Genomic DNA, 17,009 nt, shown 5'->3' on the forward strand with positions numbered 1-17,009 from the left:
GCTTAAATTCTTTTTAGGCCGCCGAGTAGACGGCCCTTGCATTCGTTATTTGACGGTTAAGCGACTTTGGTGATTTTGACTGGACACTTCTTAAAGTCTGTCTGTTTTGACAGTGGGTCAGTCGCATCAAGGATCAACTTGTTAATCAAAATACGGGCATCAAAGAACGGTACGAATACCAAGCCTTCAGGTGGACGGTTACGGCCGCGAGTTTCAACGCGAACGCGTACTTCACCACGTTTGTTTGCAATCAGAACTTCTTCTCCGCGACGAACGTTACGTTTCTTCGCATCCGCAGGGTGCATGTAAACCACCGCGTCAGGAACCGCTTTGTAAAGCTCTGGTACACGACGAGTCATAGTACCGGTGTGCCAGTGCTCAAGAACACGGCCAGTACATAGCCATAGGTCAAACTCTTCGTTCGGCACCTCTGGTGGCGCTTCGTATGGTGCAGAGATGATCTTCGCTTTACCATCAGCATTGCCGTAGAAGTCCCAACCTGAACCAGCTTTCGCGTACGGGTCAGAGCCTTCTTTAAAGCGCCATTGTGTTTCTTTGCCATCAACAACCGGCCAACGTAGACCACGTACTGTGTGGTAAACATCGTATGGTGCTAAGTCGTGACCGTGACCACGACCAAACGTCGCGTACTCTTCGAACAGACCTTTCTGTACGTAGTAGCCGAAGTGGTGTGCGTCATCGTTCATCTCACGCGCTTCTTCAATAGGGAACTTGTCGACTTGACCGTTCTTGAACAGCATGTCGTACATTGTCTTACCGCGGTATTCTGGTGCTTTTGCAAGTAGCTCTTCTGGCCACACTTCTTCCATCTTGAAGCGTTTTGCAAATTCCATTACCTGCCATAGGTCAGACTTCGCATCGCCAATAGTCTCAACTTGTTGGTACCAAGCCTGAGTACGACGCTCTGCGTTACCGTAAGCACCTTCTTTCTCGATCCACATTGCTGTAGGAAGGATAAGGTCAGCTGCTTGCGCTGTTGCTGTTGGGTATGGGTCAGATACAACGATGAAGTTCTCTGGGTTACGGTAACCAGGAAGACGTTCAGTGTTGATGTTCGGACCTGCTTGCATGTTGTTGTTACATTGAACCCAGTAACAGTTAAGAACGCCGTCATGCAACATACGGTCTTGAAGTACTGCGTGGAAGCCAGGTTTTGGTGGAATAGTACCTTCTGGTAGTTTCCAGATGTCTTCTGCGATCTTACGGTGTTTAGGGTTAGCAACCACCATGTCTGCTGGTAGACGGTGAGCAAACGTACCAACCTCACGAGCCGTACCACACGCTGATGGCTGACCTGTTAGTGAGAATGGGCTGTTACCCGGAGTCGCAATCTTACCGGTTAGTAGGTGGATGTTGTAAACCAAGTTGTTCATCCATACACCACGAGTATGTTGGTTCATACCCATCGTCCATAGAGACATAACTTTCGTGTTTGGATCCGCGTATTGCTTCGCAAGCTCAATCAGTTTTTCTTTCTCTACACCAGAGATTTCAGATGCTTTCTCTACAGTGTATGGTGCAACTGACTTCTTGTACTCTTCGAAAGAGATAGAAGTTAGCTTGCCAGAGTTCGGGTTCTTCGCTGCTTTTTGTAGCGGATCATCGTCACGTAGACCGTAGCCGATGTCAGTATCTGCTTGAGTGAAGTTCGTGTGCTTGTTCACGAAGTCCCAGTTTACTGCATCGTTTTCGATGATGTAGTTTGCGATGAAGTTAGCAATCGCAAGGTCAGACTGAGGATTGAAAATGTAGCCGTGGTCTGCCAACTCAAATGAACGGTGGTAGTAAGTAGAAAGCACGTTCACTTTAACGTGAGGGTGGCTTAGGCGACGGTCGGTAATACGAGTCCAAAGAACTGGGTGCATTTCTGCCATGTTTGAACCCCAAAGAACGAAGGCATCTGCGTTCTCGAAGTCATCGTAACAACCCATTGGTTCATCGATACCAAATGCACGCATGAAGCCTACTACTGCAGACGCCATACAGTGACGTGCGTTCGGGTCGATGTTGTTAGAACGGAAGCCCGCTTTCATCATTTTAGCGGCAGCGTAACCTTCCATTACGGTCCATTGACCAGAACCAAACATACCGATGCTTGTTGGGCCTTTCTTCTCTAGAGAAGCTTTCCATTTCTCAGCCATGATGTCGAAAGCCGCATCCCAAGATACAGGAGTGAAGTCGCCATCTTTGTTGTATTTGCCATCTTTCATTCGAAGAAGAGGCTGAGTCAGACGGTCTTGACCGTACATGATCTTAGAAAGGAAGTAACCTTTGATACAGTTAAGGCCTTTGTTTACTGGTGCTTCAGGGTCACCCTGAGTTGCTACCACTTTGCCGTTTTGTGTACCAACAAGAACAGAACAGCCTGTACCACAGAAACGACAAGGCGCTTTGTCCCATGTGATTTTAGTTTGATCAGAGCTTGCAATCAGATTGGTTGCAGAAGCCGGTAGTGTAATACCTGCGACAGCAGCAGCTGATGCAGCCGCGTTTGCTTTCACAAACGCACGTCTTGTCATTTTCATACTTCACCCTCGATTTGGGAATGTTGTGTTCCAGTGTCTTTTTCTTCCGTTTCTCCAAGCCCAGTTTCGATTTGGTGATAAACCAGTACTGTGCTCAAGACATTCGGTAAATTATTAATCGCATCGATAGTGTCGGTGATGAAACCTTGGTTCTCAGTTTCTAGCACCACCACGATTTTGCCTTCTGGGCTGTCACCGTAGATTTCCGCGTTTTCGTACGCTTCAATCTGGGTTTTGACCTCAGCCAGATGTTCAGGCAGAACATGGACTACCAGACTCGAAATGTGCACTTCGTTTAGTGACATACATCTCTCTCGTTTTATCGCCTTTCGCGCCGACCACTAACGGCTAGGCTGTTATATTGCTCACATTGATGGATGAAGTAGGGCACACTGAAACACAGGCGCCGCAGCCGTTACACTCATCAAGGTCTAAATTTGGTTGTGCTACTTTGCCAAGTTCTAACTTGAACTGGATTGCCATCGGGTCGCACATGTCCCCACAGCTTCGGCATTCGACATTTTGTTTTGCTAAACAGCTTTCGTTGATGCTTGCTTTTGCGTGCCATGGTTGTTCAGCTTCTGCTAAGAATAGCGGTTCTGGACAAGCTTCAGCGCACTGGTAACAAAACGTGCATTCATCAATCGAAAAATCGACCGCAGGAAATCCGCCGTCGCTTTTGGTTATAATCTTAGTTTCACAAGCCTCGATGCATTTACCGCAGCGAGTGCAATCGTCTGTGAATTGAGTCGGCTTAGCTAACCAAGGAAGACGTACCGAATTATCTGGCTGCGCTTTACGTGCAAAAAGTCTTCTTCTAGAAAGGTCTACCACTTAGTCACCTCGGAAATTGAAACCCAAACTAAGCATAGTCCACAATTTCATTAATAAACTGTCATTTAAGTACACGAAATTGTAGTTTTTGACATATATCTATAAATACCTCTTAGGGGGTAATTAGGACGCAATATTGTTTTGGATCAATAAATTCCGTCGCAGGTGATCACATATTGATAAAGTTGAAAGATAATACGTGTTGTATAAAGGCAAACATGGTTATCAAATGAGCGGAGTTCAGAGTTGTTTAAAAATGTGAAAAAGTCAGTAACGCGCACGATTGCGTCTGCCATGATGTTGATTTTGCTTCTTTCTGTCGCAACCACTGGCTTTGCTATTTTCACTCTTGCGTCGAGCTTAAATGACGCAGAGGCCGTCAACGTTTCTGGCTCTATGCGAATGCAGAGCTATCGCTTAGCCCATGATATTCAAAGCGAATCTGTCGATTATTCTTCACATATTGATTTATTTGAGCAGTCTATTTATTCCCACTCGATGCTCGCACTGCAACATTGGTCGGTCCCTGAAGATATTACAAAAGATTACTATCGACTGATTCTTCGCTGGCACGAGCTGAAAACCGTATTAAAGAGCCAAGACAGAGATCAGTATTTGGTGTTAGTGGCTGGTTTTGTTCAACAAATTGATGGTTTCGTGTTTAAGCTACAGAACTATTCTGAACAAAAACTGATTAACTTAGCGTGGATTGGTGGATTAGGGCTCGGCGGGATCTTGTGCGTGAGCATGTTTGTTGTGCACTTTGTGAGGCTAGAAGTCGTAAGACCATTACGCGCATTAGTGTTTGCCAGCGAGCAGATCCAGAACCGTTCTTTTGACGTTTCATTGAATGTATCGAGTGACAATGAAATGGGCATTTTAACTCGAACTTTCAATCGGATGGCGACTGATTTAGGGAAGTTATATCGAGGGTTAGAGCTGGCGGTGGATGAGAAAACGCGCAAGCTTCAACATGCAAACCAAACACTCCAAGTACTGTATGATTCATCAAAAGAGTTGACCGCTTCTCGTATTCATCAAGAAAATTTCCAAGCGATTTTACAACATATTGCAAGTTTGGAAGGAATTCGTGCTGTTAAGCTCGAAATTGATCAAATTGGGGAACCAAATTGGATCCTTACGGAAGGGGAAGAGTGTCGTCATGAGTGTGACAATGAATGCCACAGTAAGCCGCTTACTTTAGATGGCGAGCATCTTGGCTTCTTGCATTGGAAAGTAGGGCTACCTTGCCCAAATGAGTCCCTTATTGATAACTTTGTTCAAATCTTATCTCGTGCGGTATATTACAACCGAGCGCAACGACAAGCCGAGCAATTATTGCTGATGGAAGAGCGTGCCACCATTGCTCGTGAGCTTCATGATTCATTGGCTCAAGCCTTGTCTTATCTGAAGATTCAAGTGTCGCTGTTAAAACGCAGTGTGAAGAACATCCCTGATGAGGAAGCGATCGCGCAAACTAATCAAGTGATTGCTGAATTAGATACCGGGCTTTCAGCGGCCTACACCCAGTTACGTGAATTGCTGACTACATTCCGTCTCACGATAAAAGAGGGCAGTTTTGGTCAGGCACTTCAAGAGATGGTTTCGACGCTAGACGATCAAACGGCGGCTGAAATCTCTCTCAATAACAAGCTATCTTCAACAGAATTAGATGCGCACCAACAAGTACATCTACTACAGTTGATCAGAGAAGCGACAATTAATGCGATCAAGCACGCTCAAGCTAAAAATATTGAGATTCAATGTCTTGATTCTGAAGGGACAGTCACAGTGACGGTCACCGATGATGGTATAGGCTTTGAGCAACAAGATGAAAAATTAAATCATTACGGTATGAGCATCATGCAAGAGCGTGCAGCAAGGTTGCACGCCGACCTCAGAATAGAGGCAGCGAAGAATAGTGGCTGTATCGTAAGACTAGAATTCCAACATAGTAAGGAAGTAAACATTGACAGTGTGTAAAGTAATGCTGGTGGATGATCACCCACTCATGAGACGTGGTATTCATCAGCTTCTCAGTTTCGAGCCAGAGTTTGAAGTGGTTGCAGAGGCGAGCAGCGGCGCAGATGCGGTTGCTAAAGCTCACGAACTAGAACTGGATTTGGTACTTCTTGATCTGAACATGAAGGGCATGTCGGGCCTAGATACGCTGAAAGCGCTGCGCGCGGATGGCTGTGAAGCTCGTATCGTTATCCTAACGGTATCAGATAGCCCTGCGGACATCGAAGCGATCGTGCGAAGTGGTGCTGATGGTTACTTGTTGAAAGATACCGAGCCAGATGAGTTGGTTGAGTTGCTAAAACAAGCACACGAGGGTGACAAGGCATACAGCCAAGCCGTGGCTAAGTACCTGAACGAACGTGAAGGGCAAGAAGACGTGTTTGACACGCTTACTGACCGAGAAACGCAGATCTTGCAAGAGGTCGCACGTGGCTTCCGTAATAAGCAAATTGCAGATCGTCTGTTTATCTCTGAGTCAACGGTGAAAGTGCACATGAAGAGCTTGTTGAAAAAGCTCAAAGTGCCTTCTCGCACCGCCGCGACTGTGCTTTACCTAGAGCGTTTTGGCGAAATCAAATAACCGCCCAAAGCTAAGCGCATCTTAAGCACAAAAAAACCGCCAATCACTGGCGGTTTTTTATTTGTCTGGGCGAATCGAATACAAATCACTGTTATGCTTGCCGCACTCCAAGTAGTAATGATGTGCCGCGTTCTTATCTTCCGCGACGACTCTCATACTGTGCATTTTCCCCTGTTCAAAGTAACGAATCTCGTACTCTACACTCGTATCAAGTTGCTCAGCAGCAGCCATGCTACGCCTCCATAAACTATCCTGATGTTATTGATGCAAATTATATGCCATATAAGGAACGCCGTTTCGTTCAAGTTTTGGTCGATAATTGCGCACTAACTCACTTTTTTGCGAATAGTTGTGATAAAAAAGTTAATTTCAAACTCTATATACTACATGAGTGGCAATGTCACTTTGCCGTACTGACGAAAGTTTGCCGCAATAATAAGTGATTAAGATTGAGTATAGAACTTAATCAATGGAAAAGGGAATATGGATCGGTGATGAAATTAAAAAGTTTATCTAATAACGCGGTTCGATACGGATGTATTTTGATATCTATTCTGGTACTCGCTGGCTGCGCGAAAAAGTTTTTATACAGCAATATTGATTGGGTCGTGATTGAATATTTGGATGACTACGTCTCATTAGATGGTGAGCAAGAAGCTCTGTTGGAAGAACGTATCTTATTATTGGCGGATTGGCATAAAGAAGAGGAATTACCCTTATATATCGATCACTTAAAACAATTAGAGTCACTGAATAAAGACAACGTGACACTAGAGTCATTGCAAGCTAACCGAGATCAAATGCGAGACCATTACCAACGTCTTGTCTCGAAAGCCGCGCCAGACCTGTTCTCGCTGAGTATGCAGTTAGACAGTAAGCAAGAATCGGAGTTCGTCGATAGCGTAAAAGAGCGTTACAAAGAACGAGATGAAAAATATGCAGGGAAAACGGAACAAGAGCTGCGAGAAATTGTCTTAGAGAATACAGAGGAGTGGATGGAAGAATGGTTAGGTAAATTATCTAACAAGCAAAAAGCACGTGCCAAACAGCTTTCTCAAGATGTGATAATTAATAGCCCATTATGGCGTGATTATCGTTCCTCTATAATTCAGGAATTAGAGTATCTTTTCGAAAATAAAAACAATAGCGTGGTTTACCAGCAGGTATTCATGCAGCTCCTGTTTGAGCCGGAAAGTTATTATAGTGATCAACTGACCAAGAATATTGATCATAATATCACTCTAACGGATCAATTCACCCTAGATATTTCTCAAACAATGAGTGATAAACAGTGGCGACATTTCCACGGAAAAATCCGCGAATGGCGTGAACTTGCTGAAGACTTATTGAATTAATTCTCGATAAAACAATCCCTTAATGTGAGTGCTGATGTGGCGTGTCAGCACTTTCTGATGAAAAACTGATTCAAAGCAAATTCTTATTGTGGCATGAGCGTAACATGGCTTGTCGAACCATGTTGGATAGGATCCTCGCACACCTTACATCCCTGTGCGTGGCATCCTTCGCTCAAAACAATGAGAATAATTATGAAGCATTTAGTTGAAAGATTTCTTCGCTACGTCACGTTCGATACTCAATCTAATCCCCACGAATCAGCTTGCCCAAGCAGCGGCGGGCAACTTGTATTTGCTCAGCAGCTTAAAAAAGAAATGATTGAACTTGGTTTAAGCAATGTGACCTTGAGTGACAATGGCTACCTAATGGCTAAGCTGCCATCTAACGTTGATTATGATGTGCCAGCAATTGGTTTTATCGCACACATGGACACGGCTCCTGATGCTTCAGGTAAGAACGTAAAACCACAATTTATTGAAGATTACCAAGGTGGCGATATCGCACTTGGTCTAGGTGATGAAGTGCTTTCTCCAGTGCAGTATCCAGATTTGCATGAGCTTCATGGCCACAACCTGATTACCACAGATGGCACAACGCTTCTTGGCGCTGACAACAAAGCGGGCATTGCAGAGATTCTTTCTGCGGTCGCGATGTTGATTGAAAACCCAGAAATCCCACATGGTGACATCTGTATTGGTTTTACTCCTGACGAAGAAATTGGCCGTGGTGCTGACTTGTTTGATGTTGAGAAGTTTGGTGCTGAGTGGGCTTACACTATTGATGGTGGTCCGCAAGGTGAGTTGGAATACGAAAACTTCAACGCAACCAGTGCAGACGTTATCTTCCATGGCGTGAGCGTTCACCCGGGCACCGCAAAAGGTAAATTGGTTAATGCAATGAACTTGGCGGCTAAATTCCAAGTGCAGATGCCAGAAGATCAAACGCCAGAAACCACAGAAGGCTATGAAGGCTTCTTCCACCTAAAATCTGGTGAACTTGGTGTCGCTCGCAGTGAGCTAGGTTACATCATCCGTGACTTCGACCGTGAAGGTCTGGAAAGCCGTAAAGCCTTTATGCAGAGGCTCGTTGATGACATGAACGCAGGCTTGAAGCACGGTTCGGTTGAGTTGAAGTTAACTGACAGCTATTACAACATGCGTGAAATGGTTGAGCCATACCCTCACATTATCGACTTAGCGAAGCAAGCGATGGAAGCGTGCGATGTTGAACCTCTGATCAAGCCAATTCGCGGTGGTACAGATGGCGCGCGTTTGTCGTTCATGGGCTTGCCTTGTCCAAACATCTTCACGGGGGGTTATAACTTCCACGGTATCCATGAGTTTATTTCAGTGGAGATGATGGAGAAGTCGGTACAAGTGATCGTTAAGATTGCAGAACTAACGGCGAAGAAACACGGTTAATCTTACCGCTGGTTAATCTCACGATTAAGAAACAAAAAAGCCCAGACGTGTGTCTGGGCTTTTTCATTTGTTTTTTCGATTAGGGTTGCCTGAGTGCTCAAACAAAAGCTCAGTGATAACTTAGCGAACGCTTTTCTCTTCGATTTCGCTGATTGGTAGCCAATTCACTTCTACGCCTGCTTGGTCGAACATGTCTTGGCTCACTTGAATCTTGTCGCCCCAGCGAGATAAGAAATCTTCAGATTGTTCAGGGCAACTTACGCGTGCAATACCTGTTTGAATGATTTTCGCAGCGCAGTTCGGGCAAGGGAAGTGGGTAACCCAAATATCACAACCGTCTAAATCGCGTTTAGAGAACAAAATCGCGTTCTCTTCAGCGTGCAACGTTTTTAGATACTTCAGTTCACGTTCATCTGTATCCACACTGTCGGAAACACCGTGTGGGTAGCCGTTAAAGCCAACAGAAACAATGCGGTTGTTTTTAGTGATTACCGCGCCAACTTGTGTTGATGGATCTTTACTCCAAGACGCCACAAGCTCAGCCATTTGGTAAAAACGTTTCTCCCATTTAGAAATCATAGTAATCCTCTCGGTCGAAAGCTTTGAATTACTTGCATGATAACGCATTTTGTTTAAAAAAATAGTCAAATCATACGCTGCGCTTACGAAGTTTTCGTTTTACTAGGTTATCGGCCTATCATTGTGCAAATAATCTCCGTTCTCTAACCCACAACATTTACACGACTTTCATTGCGATTCGAGCACAGGATCGCAACAAATATAGCCTGCTAATTACGATGTTTGCGAGTCGTTTCATTGGCTTACACTTTGATACACTTTCCCCGGTTTCCTTTAAAGTTTTCGGACAAAGCACCCTGTAAGGTTAGGGTATTGTCAAACGAATCCTGTTCTATAAAGACGGTATATACATGCAAAAGAAACCACTCGTCGCATTAATGGCGGCAACAGCTATCCTCGCAGGATGCGGAGAAGCAAACAATGCCCAGAAGGGGGGCCAAGCTCCTCTTGTTGTGACTCAAGATGTCACAATTATCGACTACCAGCCGAGCAAATCTTACATCGGTCGCATTGAAGCAGTAGAAGATACAAATATCACGGCACAAGTCTCTGGCTATCTTGAAGCTCGCCATTTTGATGAAGGTCAAATGGTCGAGAAAGGACAACTGCTTTACTCCATCGAGCCTTCTTCTTTTGAAGCGCAAGTGGCGAGTGCAAAAGCGGCCTTAGCTCAAGCTAAAGCTGCCTTGAAGAAAGCGGAACTTGACCACGAACGAGGTAAGAACTTGTTGCCACGCGGCAGTATTTCTCAATCTGAATTTGATGCGTTAACGGCCACTCTTCTTGGCGCGCGTGCTGAGTTAGAAGCAGCAAACGCTCAGCTCAAGCTTGCAGAAGTAAACCTTTCTTACACGCAAATTCGTGCGCCATTTAGCGGCCGCATCAGCGACAGTAAAGTAAGTACGGGTGACCTGCTTTCTCCTTCTTCTGGCATTTTAACAACGCTTGTTAGCTTAGACCCAGTGCATACTTCATTCAGCGTTAGTGAACGTGAGCGCTTAACGCTTGGTATGGATCGCATCAAGGGTGACGGCAGTGATGAGTCGAGTGGTGTAGAGGTTCAACTTGAACTGGAAAACGGTGAGTACTTTGAGCACCTAGGTCAGTTAGACTTCTTGGGCAACCGTATCAATACCCAAACAGGTACGATTGCGATGCGTGCACTGGTACCAAACCCAGAACAACAACTTCTTCCTGGTCAGCACATTAAAGTGAATCTACGAGATAAGAACGCGAAAGACGTTATCGTGATTCCTCGTCGTGCGGTGCAAACTGACCTAGAGGGTGATTTTGCAATGGTGATGACTGAAGGCAATGTTGCAGAGCGTCGCAACGTGAAACTTGGCCCTCAAGTAGAGCAGGGCATCATCATCAATGAAGGTTTGGAACAAGACGACACTGTAATCACACAGGGTCTACAACGTGTACGTAACGGTGTAGAAGTGCGCATTCAATCTCCTGCTGAAGACAAGCAGTAGGAGGCGCAATGTTAAGTCGTTTCTTTATTCAAAGACCAAAATTCGCACTGGTTATTTCGATCATATTGACGTTGGCAGGTGCCATCTCTTTAGCGATCTTGCCAGTTGCTGAATATCCAAAAATCAGTCCGCCATCGGTGAGCGTGACCGCATTCTACACGGGCGCAAGTGCAGAGGTTGTGGAACAAGCAATAGCTGACCCGATAGAAACCTCCGTAAACGGTGTAGAAGACATGATCTACATGTCGTCTAAGAGCGCGAACGATGGTTCTTACAGCTTAAACGTCACCTTCGATGTGGGCACTGACCCAGACATGGCGCAGGTTAACGTGCAAAACCGTGTATCACAGATTGAGTCCAAACTGCCTCAAGAAGTGCGCATGGTAGGCGTAACGGTGAAAAAGCGTTCTCCTGACTTGCTGATGGTTCTGAACTTCTACTCACCAGACGGTAAGTACGACGATAAGTTCCTTATCAACTACATCAACTTGAACGTAAAAGACCAGCTGGCGCGTGTTAAAGGCATCAGTGAAGTTAACGTTATCGGTGGCGGTGAATACGCGATGCGTGTTTGGTTAGACCCAGAAAAAATGGCTAACCTGAACCTCACGACAACCGACGTTTACTCGGCATTGGCAGAACAGAACGTACAGGTAGCGGCAGGTCGTATCGGTGCTGCGCCGTACAACAACCCTCAAGAAGTTCAGTTCAACTTGGTGACCAAAGGTCGTCTTGAGAGCGTGAGCGAGTTTGAGGATGTAGTACTTCGCGCAAACTCAGATGGCTCTACGGTATACCTAAAAGACGTGGCTCGTGTTGAGCTTGGTAAGAAGTTCTACGATGGTAACGGTAAGTTCCGTGGTCAAGATGCGTCGATCGTCGCATTGTCACTACAGTCAGACGCGAACGCACTGGAAAGTGGCCAGGCAGTTATGGACTTGCTTGAGCGCTTAAGCACTAACTTCCCTGAAGGTATGGCTTACGAGACCAGTTACGATACGACTGTATTCGTTGCTGAGTCGATCAAGGGCGTAGTGAAAACGCTGATTGAAGCTATCTTGCTGGTAATCGCAGTAACCTACCTGTTCCTTGGTAGTGCGCGTGCAACCTTGATTCCGGTTGTTGCGATTCCTGTATCCCTTATCGGTACATTCGCCATCATGCAGGCGACGGGCTTTACCATCAACACGGTAACCCTATTCGGTTTGATCCTCGCCATCGGTATCGTGGTAGATGACGCGATTCTGGTTATCGAAAACGTGGATACCACCATGGCGAAAGACCCAACCATTTCACCGCGTAAAGCAACTTTGTTGGCGATGAAAGAAGTAACGGGTCCAATCATTACCTCGACCTTGGTTCTATTGGCGGTATTCCTACCAGTAGCCATGCTTCCGGGTATTACTGGTATCATGTATCGTCAGTTCGCATTGACGATCTGTATCTCAGTAGCTATCTCGTCTATTAACGCACTAACTCTGTCTCCAGCACTATGTTCGTTGGTACTGAAGCAGGGTGGCGGCAACACAGCAAACTGGTTCCAAGCGTTCAACCGTGGTCTAGAGCGCGTAACTGCGCGTTACGGTCAAATTGCGGGCTTCTTGGTTAAGAAGTCTATGTTGCTGATTGCTTTCTTCTTCGTGGCGGTTGCGGCAGTAACGTTCTTCGCGAAAACAACGTCAACGGCGTTTGTTCCTCAAGAAGATAAAGGCATCTTGTTGGTGAACGTTCAGCTTCCGGATTCGGCGTCGCTTTCTCGTACCGAGGAAGTAACCAATGAATTGATGAAGATGGTTGAGCAAGAGCCGGGCGTAGATGGCGTAACCGTTGCGAATGGTTACTCATTCATGACGGGTGCAGCAGCATCAAACGGTGCGTCTCTGTTTATCAAACTGCATGATTGGGACACGCGTAACTCGCTTGACGGTGAACACGCTGCTAACGCAATTGCTAACCGCATCAACGGCCGTGCTGCGATGGAACTGCCTCAAGCGGTAGTATTCGCGATGGGACCTCCTGCAGTACCGGGTATGGGCGCAGCGTCAGGCTTCGAGTTTGTACTGGAAGACACCCTAGGCCGTAGCCGTACTGATTTGTCGATGGTAATGGGTGAGATGATTCAGGCCGCTAACCAAGCGCCAGAAATCGCGTATACCTTCAGTACTTTCCGTGCAAACGTACCGCATTACTATGTGGATATTGACCGTGAAAAAGCACAGCAGTTGGGTATTCCACTGTCGTCAATTTTCCAAACACTGCAAGGTAACCTTGGTTCGTTGTACGTGAACGACTTCACCATGTTTGGTAAGAACTTCCGCGTAACCATGCAAGCAGACAGTGAGCACCGTAGCAGCATGGACGATCTGGAACGTTTCCACGTTCGTTCTTTAAGTGGCGATATGGTGCCGCTGAGCACGTTAGTAAGTTACGAGCAAGTATTTGAGCCAGATGTTGCATGGCGTTACAACATGTACCGTAGTGCGATCATTCAAGGCCAACCAGCACCGGGCTATTCAAGTGGTGATGCGATCGCAGCGATGGAGCGTGTTGCAGCTGAAGTTCTACCGCAAGGTTACACTTATGAATGGACGGGTATGGCTTACCAAGAAGTATTGGCAGGCAACCAAGCAATCTACGCGTTTGCGTTGGCATTGATCTTTATCTACTTGTTCATGGTAGCTCAGTACGAGAGTTGGAGTATCCCTCTGGCGATCATTCTTGTGGTACCTGTGGCAACGTTAGGTTCTTTCCTTGCGTTGAACCTAACCGGAACGCCACTTAACTTGTACGCTCAGATAGGTCTCGTCTTGCTCATAGCGCTCGCGGCGAAGAACGCAATCCTGATTGTGGAATTCGCCAAACAAGAGCGTGAAGAGAAAGATGTGGATATTGATAATGCGGCAGTAGAAGGTGGTAAGCTTCGTTTCCGTGCGGTGAACATGACTTCTTGGTCGTTCATCTTGGGTATCTTCCCGTTGATCTTCGCAGCAGGTGCGGGTCACGTGAGCCAAAACTCGTTGGGTATTTCCCTAATCGGTGGTCTGTTGTGTGTACTTCTAGCTGGTACCTTCCTGATCCCTGGCTTCTACGCTCTGGTACAGAGAAAGCGTGAGAAGATCCACGGTGGTAGCACTAAGCTTGTTCCTCTTGATGACGAATAAGCACTGAGTTTCCTCAGATAGAAAAAGCCCGAAGCATGAGAGTGCTTCGGGCTTTTTGTTTATCTAGCAATAATGATTGCGAGGGAAGGTAGATTACACGCTGCGTGTTTTGAATTCAGCAACAGCATCATCCATTTCATGGGCTTGAGCTGAAACAGAGTTCACCTCATGTAAGCATTCTTGTGCTGATTGCATGTTGTTCTCTGAAATCACGTTTAGCTCAGTAATCGAATCGCTCACCTGATTCATCACGATGCCTTGCTCTTCAATGGCTGATGCGATGCGCTCAGAGTTGCCTTGAATTGCGTGCATGTCTGCGATGATTTGTTGAAGGCTTGAATCTAGCTTCTCCGATGCTTGTAGGGTTTGCTGACCCTGATCATTACACTGGTCGATATCAGATACCACCATCGACATCTGAGATTGAATATCAGACACCACGCGGGTGATTTCTTCTGTCGATTGATGAGTGCGACTTGCCAGTGCACGTACTTCATCGGCCACTACAGCGAAGCCGCGACCTTGTTCTCCGGCACGTGCTGCTTCAATCGCTGCGTTAAGCGCGAGTAGGTTAGTTTGTTCAGCGATATCTTGGATGATATTTACTGCGCCGCCAATTTTCGCTACGTGCTCGTTGAGAGAGCCAATGGACTGCTGACTGTTTGAAAGAATACCGGTCAACTGGCCTACGTTTGATACTGTTGTCTCGACAACGGTGCGACCTTGTTCTGCATTGTTTGCTGCTTGGTGAACGCCTTCAACTGCCACAGAGGTGCTTTCAGAAATTTCACCAATGGTTGCGACCATTTGCTGAACGGCGGTTGCCATCGACGAAGTATGATCGGCTTGGGCATGGAATTGTTCCATTACGCCTTCTAGCTCACGGTGCATGTTGTCTGTACTTGCCGATAGTTGCGCTGACTTCTCTTGTGTTCCGTGGATAAGGTGCTCAAGTTTGTCTAACAGATCGTTTAAATGATGGCTGATGTCTGCCAGTTCATCTTTCCCCGCAAGTTCAGAGCGCAGGCCCATGTTGTTGCTTTCACTAATGTTTTTAATGGTGGTAAGCAAGCTGCTAACGCGAGTATTGATCGAACGTGAAATTTGGAAGATCAAGGCAAAGATGATGACGAGCACCACCGCTGTGATGACTTGCTTCACCAAGTTGTTTTGGCTATCACGAGCTTGTGCCGCATCGCTCAGGGCAGATGAAAAGGTTTTGAACTGCTGTTCTACCGCGTGTGACAGAGCACGAGTATCACCCAATAAACCCTTATTGTAAACCACGCCGATAGTTTGCTTTTGCGCAGCAAGCTGACGCGCACTTTCAATCAAAGCAGGTACGTATAGGCCTTTTAGAAGGCTTTCGTCCATTTCACCGGCTTTAACAAGTTCTGAGAATTTAGTCAGAGCCATAACTTGTTGATAATCAGCATTTTGCTCTGAAGCGAAAAGCTCTCGCTCAAAACTTGCCCATAAGCCGCTTTCCGAATCTAGACCGTAGCGTCCGTAGGCAGAAACTAAAGTCTGGAAACCTTTTTGATAGGCCAATAAGTCTTGCTTGAATTGGTGGCTAGAAGGAAGGTCATAACGGTTAAGGATGCCAGCCAATTCTTGTTCAATCACCAAGAACTTATCGACGTTACCATCGAACTTATCAAGGTACTTGATGTTACTACGCAACAAGAAGTCTTTTTCATTACGGCGTAGGTTAAGGAGACGAATCTCTAAATCACCAACGAGCTTAACAGCATGACCGAGCTCTTGGCTTTGGTTAGCGAAGTGTGACGAGGTACCCAGCAGGGTCATAATGCCCAGAATGGCGATCACTCCTAAGGAGTAGAGCTTGTGCCTAATAGTCATAAAGTTTGTCCTGAATAGTTGACTAAAGTAAGGAGCCCAAAAAGGTTCCCAATGGCTAGCTCTGACGTTTATTAGTACAGCACTCTTTGGCGTTGCTGTTTTTTTGTCGCTTGCTTGTTTTTGCTATCAAGTCTACGACGTTGCGAAGCGCGAGTTGGTTTGGTTTTAATACGCTTCTTTTCTTGTCGGCTTGCAGATTGTATTAACGCTTGTAATCGATTTAGTGCGTCTTCTTTGTTCTGCTCTTGCGTCCGAAACTGTTGTGCTTTGATGATGATGACGCCATCTTTGGATATTCGGTTGTCAGAAAGGGCAAGTAATCGCTCTTTATAGAATTCCGGCAGCGTGGAATGACGTACGTCAAAGCGCAAATGTATCGCGGACGATACCTTATTAACGTTTTGCCCACCACTTCCTTGAGCCCTGATGGGAGATAATTGGATTTCCCAATCTTGAATTGTGACGGAGTTCGAAATTTTGAGCATGTTTACTAAATGCCAATAAGGAATGTTGTAATGGCTGATAAATTACCATCAGAGATGTACAAATAGAAGAATTGACATGAATACGATAGACTTAAGCCCCTATAAAGGGTTGATTTTCGATATGGACGGCACCTTAATCGACACCATGCCAGCGCATCTAGCAGCGTGGCAAGCGACGGCAGACCGTTTCGATTTCCCTTTCAACCAAGATTGGTTGCACAGTTTAGGCGGTATGCCAAGCTTCAAAATCGTTGGCGAAGTGAACCGTCAACACGGTTTGTCTCTCGACCCTAAAACCGTATCTCGATTCAAAATGGACACGTTCGCAGAGATGGAACAACACGGAGAAATAATCTCGTGTACCAACATCGTGTTGGATGAACATCTAGGTAATAAGAAAATCGCAGTTGGAACCGGTAGCCAACGAGACAGTGCACTGCGTCTATTGGCGAAAGCAGGCATCTTGAAGAAGCTAAATGCTGTCGTCACAGCGACGGACGTCGAAAACCACAAACCTTTCCCAGATACATTCCTTATGGCCGCAGAACAACTTGGCTTAAGCGCACAAGACTGTGTGGTGTTTGAAGATACCGAGTTAGGCAAGAAAGCCGCTCACGCAGCAGGTATGGATTGTGTGATGGTGGAAGGGGATAAGTTAGTCTTTTATCCAAAAGCTTAATTCGC

The 17,009-nt window shown here is 46.0% G+C and carries 14 protein-coding genes; 7 read left to right on the forward strand and 7 right to left on the reverse strand.

The window, feature by feature from the left end; translation table 11 throughout:
* Window positions 1–56: 56 nt before the first annotated feature.
* From napA to napF, 3 genes are read right to left on the reverse strand one after another with little or no spacing between them, the layout of a single operon-like run.
* Window positions 57–2,546 carry a periplasmic nitrate reductase subunit alpha gene (gene napA / locus H735_RS23210; protein ID WP_009704751.1) on the reverse strand — a complete coding sequence of 830 codons (2,490 nt, stop codon included), beginning with the start codon at window positions 2,544–2,546 and terminating at the stop codon, window positions 57–59.
* Window positions 2,543–2,851: a chaperone NapD gene (locus H735_RS23215; RefSeq protein WP_020194137.1), complete on the reverse strand. Its 309-nt coding sequence runs from the start codon at window positions 2,849–2,851 to the stop codon at window positions 2,543–2,545. The genes napA and H735_RS23215 overlap by 4 nt, the downstream gene beginning before the upstream one ends.
* A 43-nt stretch (window positions 2,852–2,894) precedes the next feature.
* The gene (gene napF, locus H735_RS23220; protein ID WP_009704750.1) at window positions 2,895–3,380 is read right to left on the reverse strand and encodes a ferredoxin-type protein NapF; all 486 of its coding nucleotides are present in this window, start codon (window positions 3,378–3,380) and stop codon (window positions 2,895–2,897) included.
* A gap of 246 nt (window positions 3,381–3,626) precedes the next feature.
* On the opposite strand from napF, the gene narQ reads away from it, so the two are divergent.
* The gene (narQ, locus tag H735_RS23225; protein WP_020194138.1) at window positions 3,627–5,363 is read left to right on the forward strand and encodes a nitrate/nitrite two-component system sensor histidine kinase NarQ; all 1,737 of its coding nucleotides are present in this window, start codon (window positions 3,627–3,629) and stop codon (window positions 5,361–5,363) included.
* On the forward strand, window positions 5,350–5,982 hold the full coding sequence (locus H735_RS23230; protein ID WP_009704748.1) for a response regulator: 633 nt from the start codon (window positions 5,350–5,352) through the stop codon (window positions 5,980–5,982). The genes narQ and H735_RS23230 overlap by 14 nt, the downstream gene beginning before the upstream one ends.
* A gap of 57 nt (window positions 5,983–6,039) precedes the next feature.
* Here the strand turns inward: H735_RS23230 and H735_RS23235 are convergent, their stop codons facing one another.
* Window positions 6,040–6,213: a hypothetical protein gene (locus H735_RS23235; protein WP_009704747.1), complete on the reverse strand. Its 174-nt coding sequence runs from the start codon at window positions 6,211–6,213 to the stop codon at window positions 6,040–6,042.
* 263 nt (window positions 6,214–6,476) lie between these two features.
* Here H735_RS23235 and H735_RS23240 point away from each other — a divergent pair, with 263 nt between their 5' ends.
* Entirely contained in the window at window positions 6,477–7,337 is an 861-nt protein-coding gene (locus tag H735_RS23240; RefSeq protein WP_020194139.1) for a DUF6279 family lipoprotein, read from the forward strand.
* Between the two features lie 192 nt (window positions 7,338–7,529).
* On the forward strand, window positions 7,530–8,759 hold the full coding sequence (pepT, locus tag H735_RS23245; protein WP_020194140.1) for a peptidase T: 1,230 nt from the start codon (window positions 7,530–7,532) through the stop codon (window positions 8,757–8,759).
* Window positions 8,760–8,879: 120 nt separating this feature from the next.
* Here pepT and H735_RS23250 read toward each other — a convergent pair whose 3' ends face one another.
* Entirely contained in the window at window positions 8,880–9,338 is a 459-nt protein-coding gene (locus H735_RS23250) for a dCMP deaminase family protein (RefSeq protein WP_005435882.1), read from the reverse strand.
* 350 nt (window positions 9,339–9,688) lie between these two features.
* Between H735_RS23250 and vmeY the strand changes: the two genes are divergently transcribed.
* Together vmeY and vmeZ are read left to right on the forward strand one after the other, a co-directional pair.
* Window positions 9,689–10,816 carry a multidrug efflux RND transporter periplasmic adaptor subunit VmeY gene (gene vmeY, locus H735_RS23255; protein ID WP_005435881.1) on the forward strand — a complete coding sequence of 376 codons (1,128 nt, stop codon included), beginning with the start codon at window positions 9,689–9,691 and terminating at the stop codon, window positions 10,814–10,816.
* 8 nt (window positions 10,817–10,824) lie between these two features.
* Entirely contained in the window at window positions 10,825–13,977 is a 3,153-nt protein-coding gene (vmeZ, locus tag H735_RS23260; RefSeq protein ID WP_020194141.1) for a multidrug efflux RND transporter permease subunit VmeZ, read from the forward strand.
* Window positions 13,978–14,070: 93 nt separating this feature from the next.
* On the opposite strand, the gene H735_RS23265 is transcribed toward vmeZ, so the two are convergent.
* Together H735_RS23265 and arfB are read right to left on the reverse strand one after the other, a co-directional pair.
* On the reverse strand, window positions 14,071–15,840 hold the full coding sequence (locus tag H735_RS23265) for a methyl-accepting chemotaxis protein (RefSeq protein WP_027726547.1): 1,770 nt from the start codon (window positions 15,838–15,840) through the stop codon (window positions 14,071–14,073).
* A gap of 71 nt (window positions 15,841–15,911) precedes the next feature.
* The gene (arfB, locus tag H735_RS23270) at window positions 15,912–16,325 is read right to left on the reverse strand and encodes an alternative ribosome rescue aminoacyl-tRNA hydrolase ArfB (RefSeq protein WP_027726548.1); all 414 of its coding nucleotides are present in this window, start codon (window positions 16,323–16,325) and stop codon (window positions 15,912–15,914) included.
* Between the two features lie 76 nt (window positions 16,326–16,401).
* On the opposite strand from arfB, the gene H735_RS23275 reads away from it, so the two are divergent.
* Entirely contained in the window at window positions 16,402–17,004 is a 603-nt protein-coding gene (locus H735_RS23275; protein ID WP_020194144.1) for a beta-phosphoglucomutase family hydrolase, read from the forward strand.
* The last annotated feature ends 5 nt before the right edge of the window (window positions 17,005–17,009 follow it).

It is taken from the genome of Vibrio owensii CAIM 1854 = LMG 25443, assembly GCF_000817815.1.
GTDB lineage: Bacteria > Pseudomonadota > Gammaproteobacteria > Enterobacterales > Vibrionaceae > Vibrio > Vibrio owensii.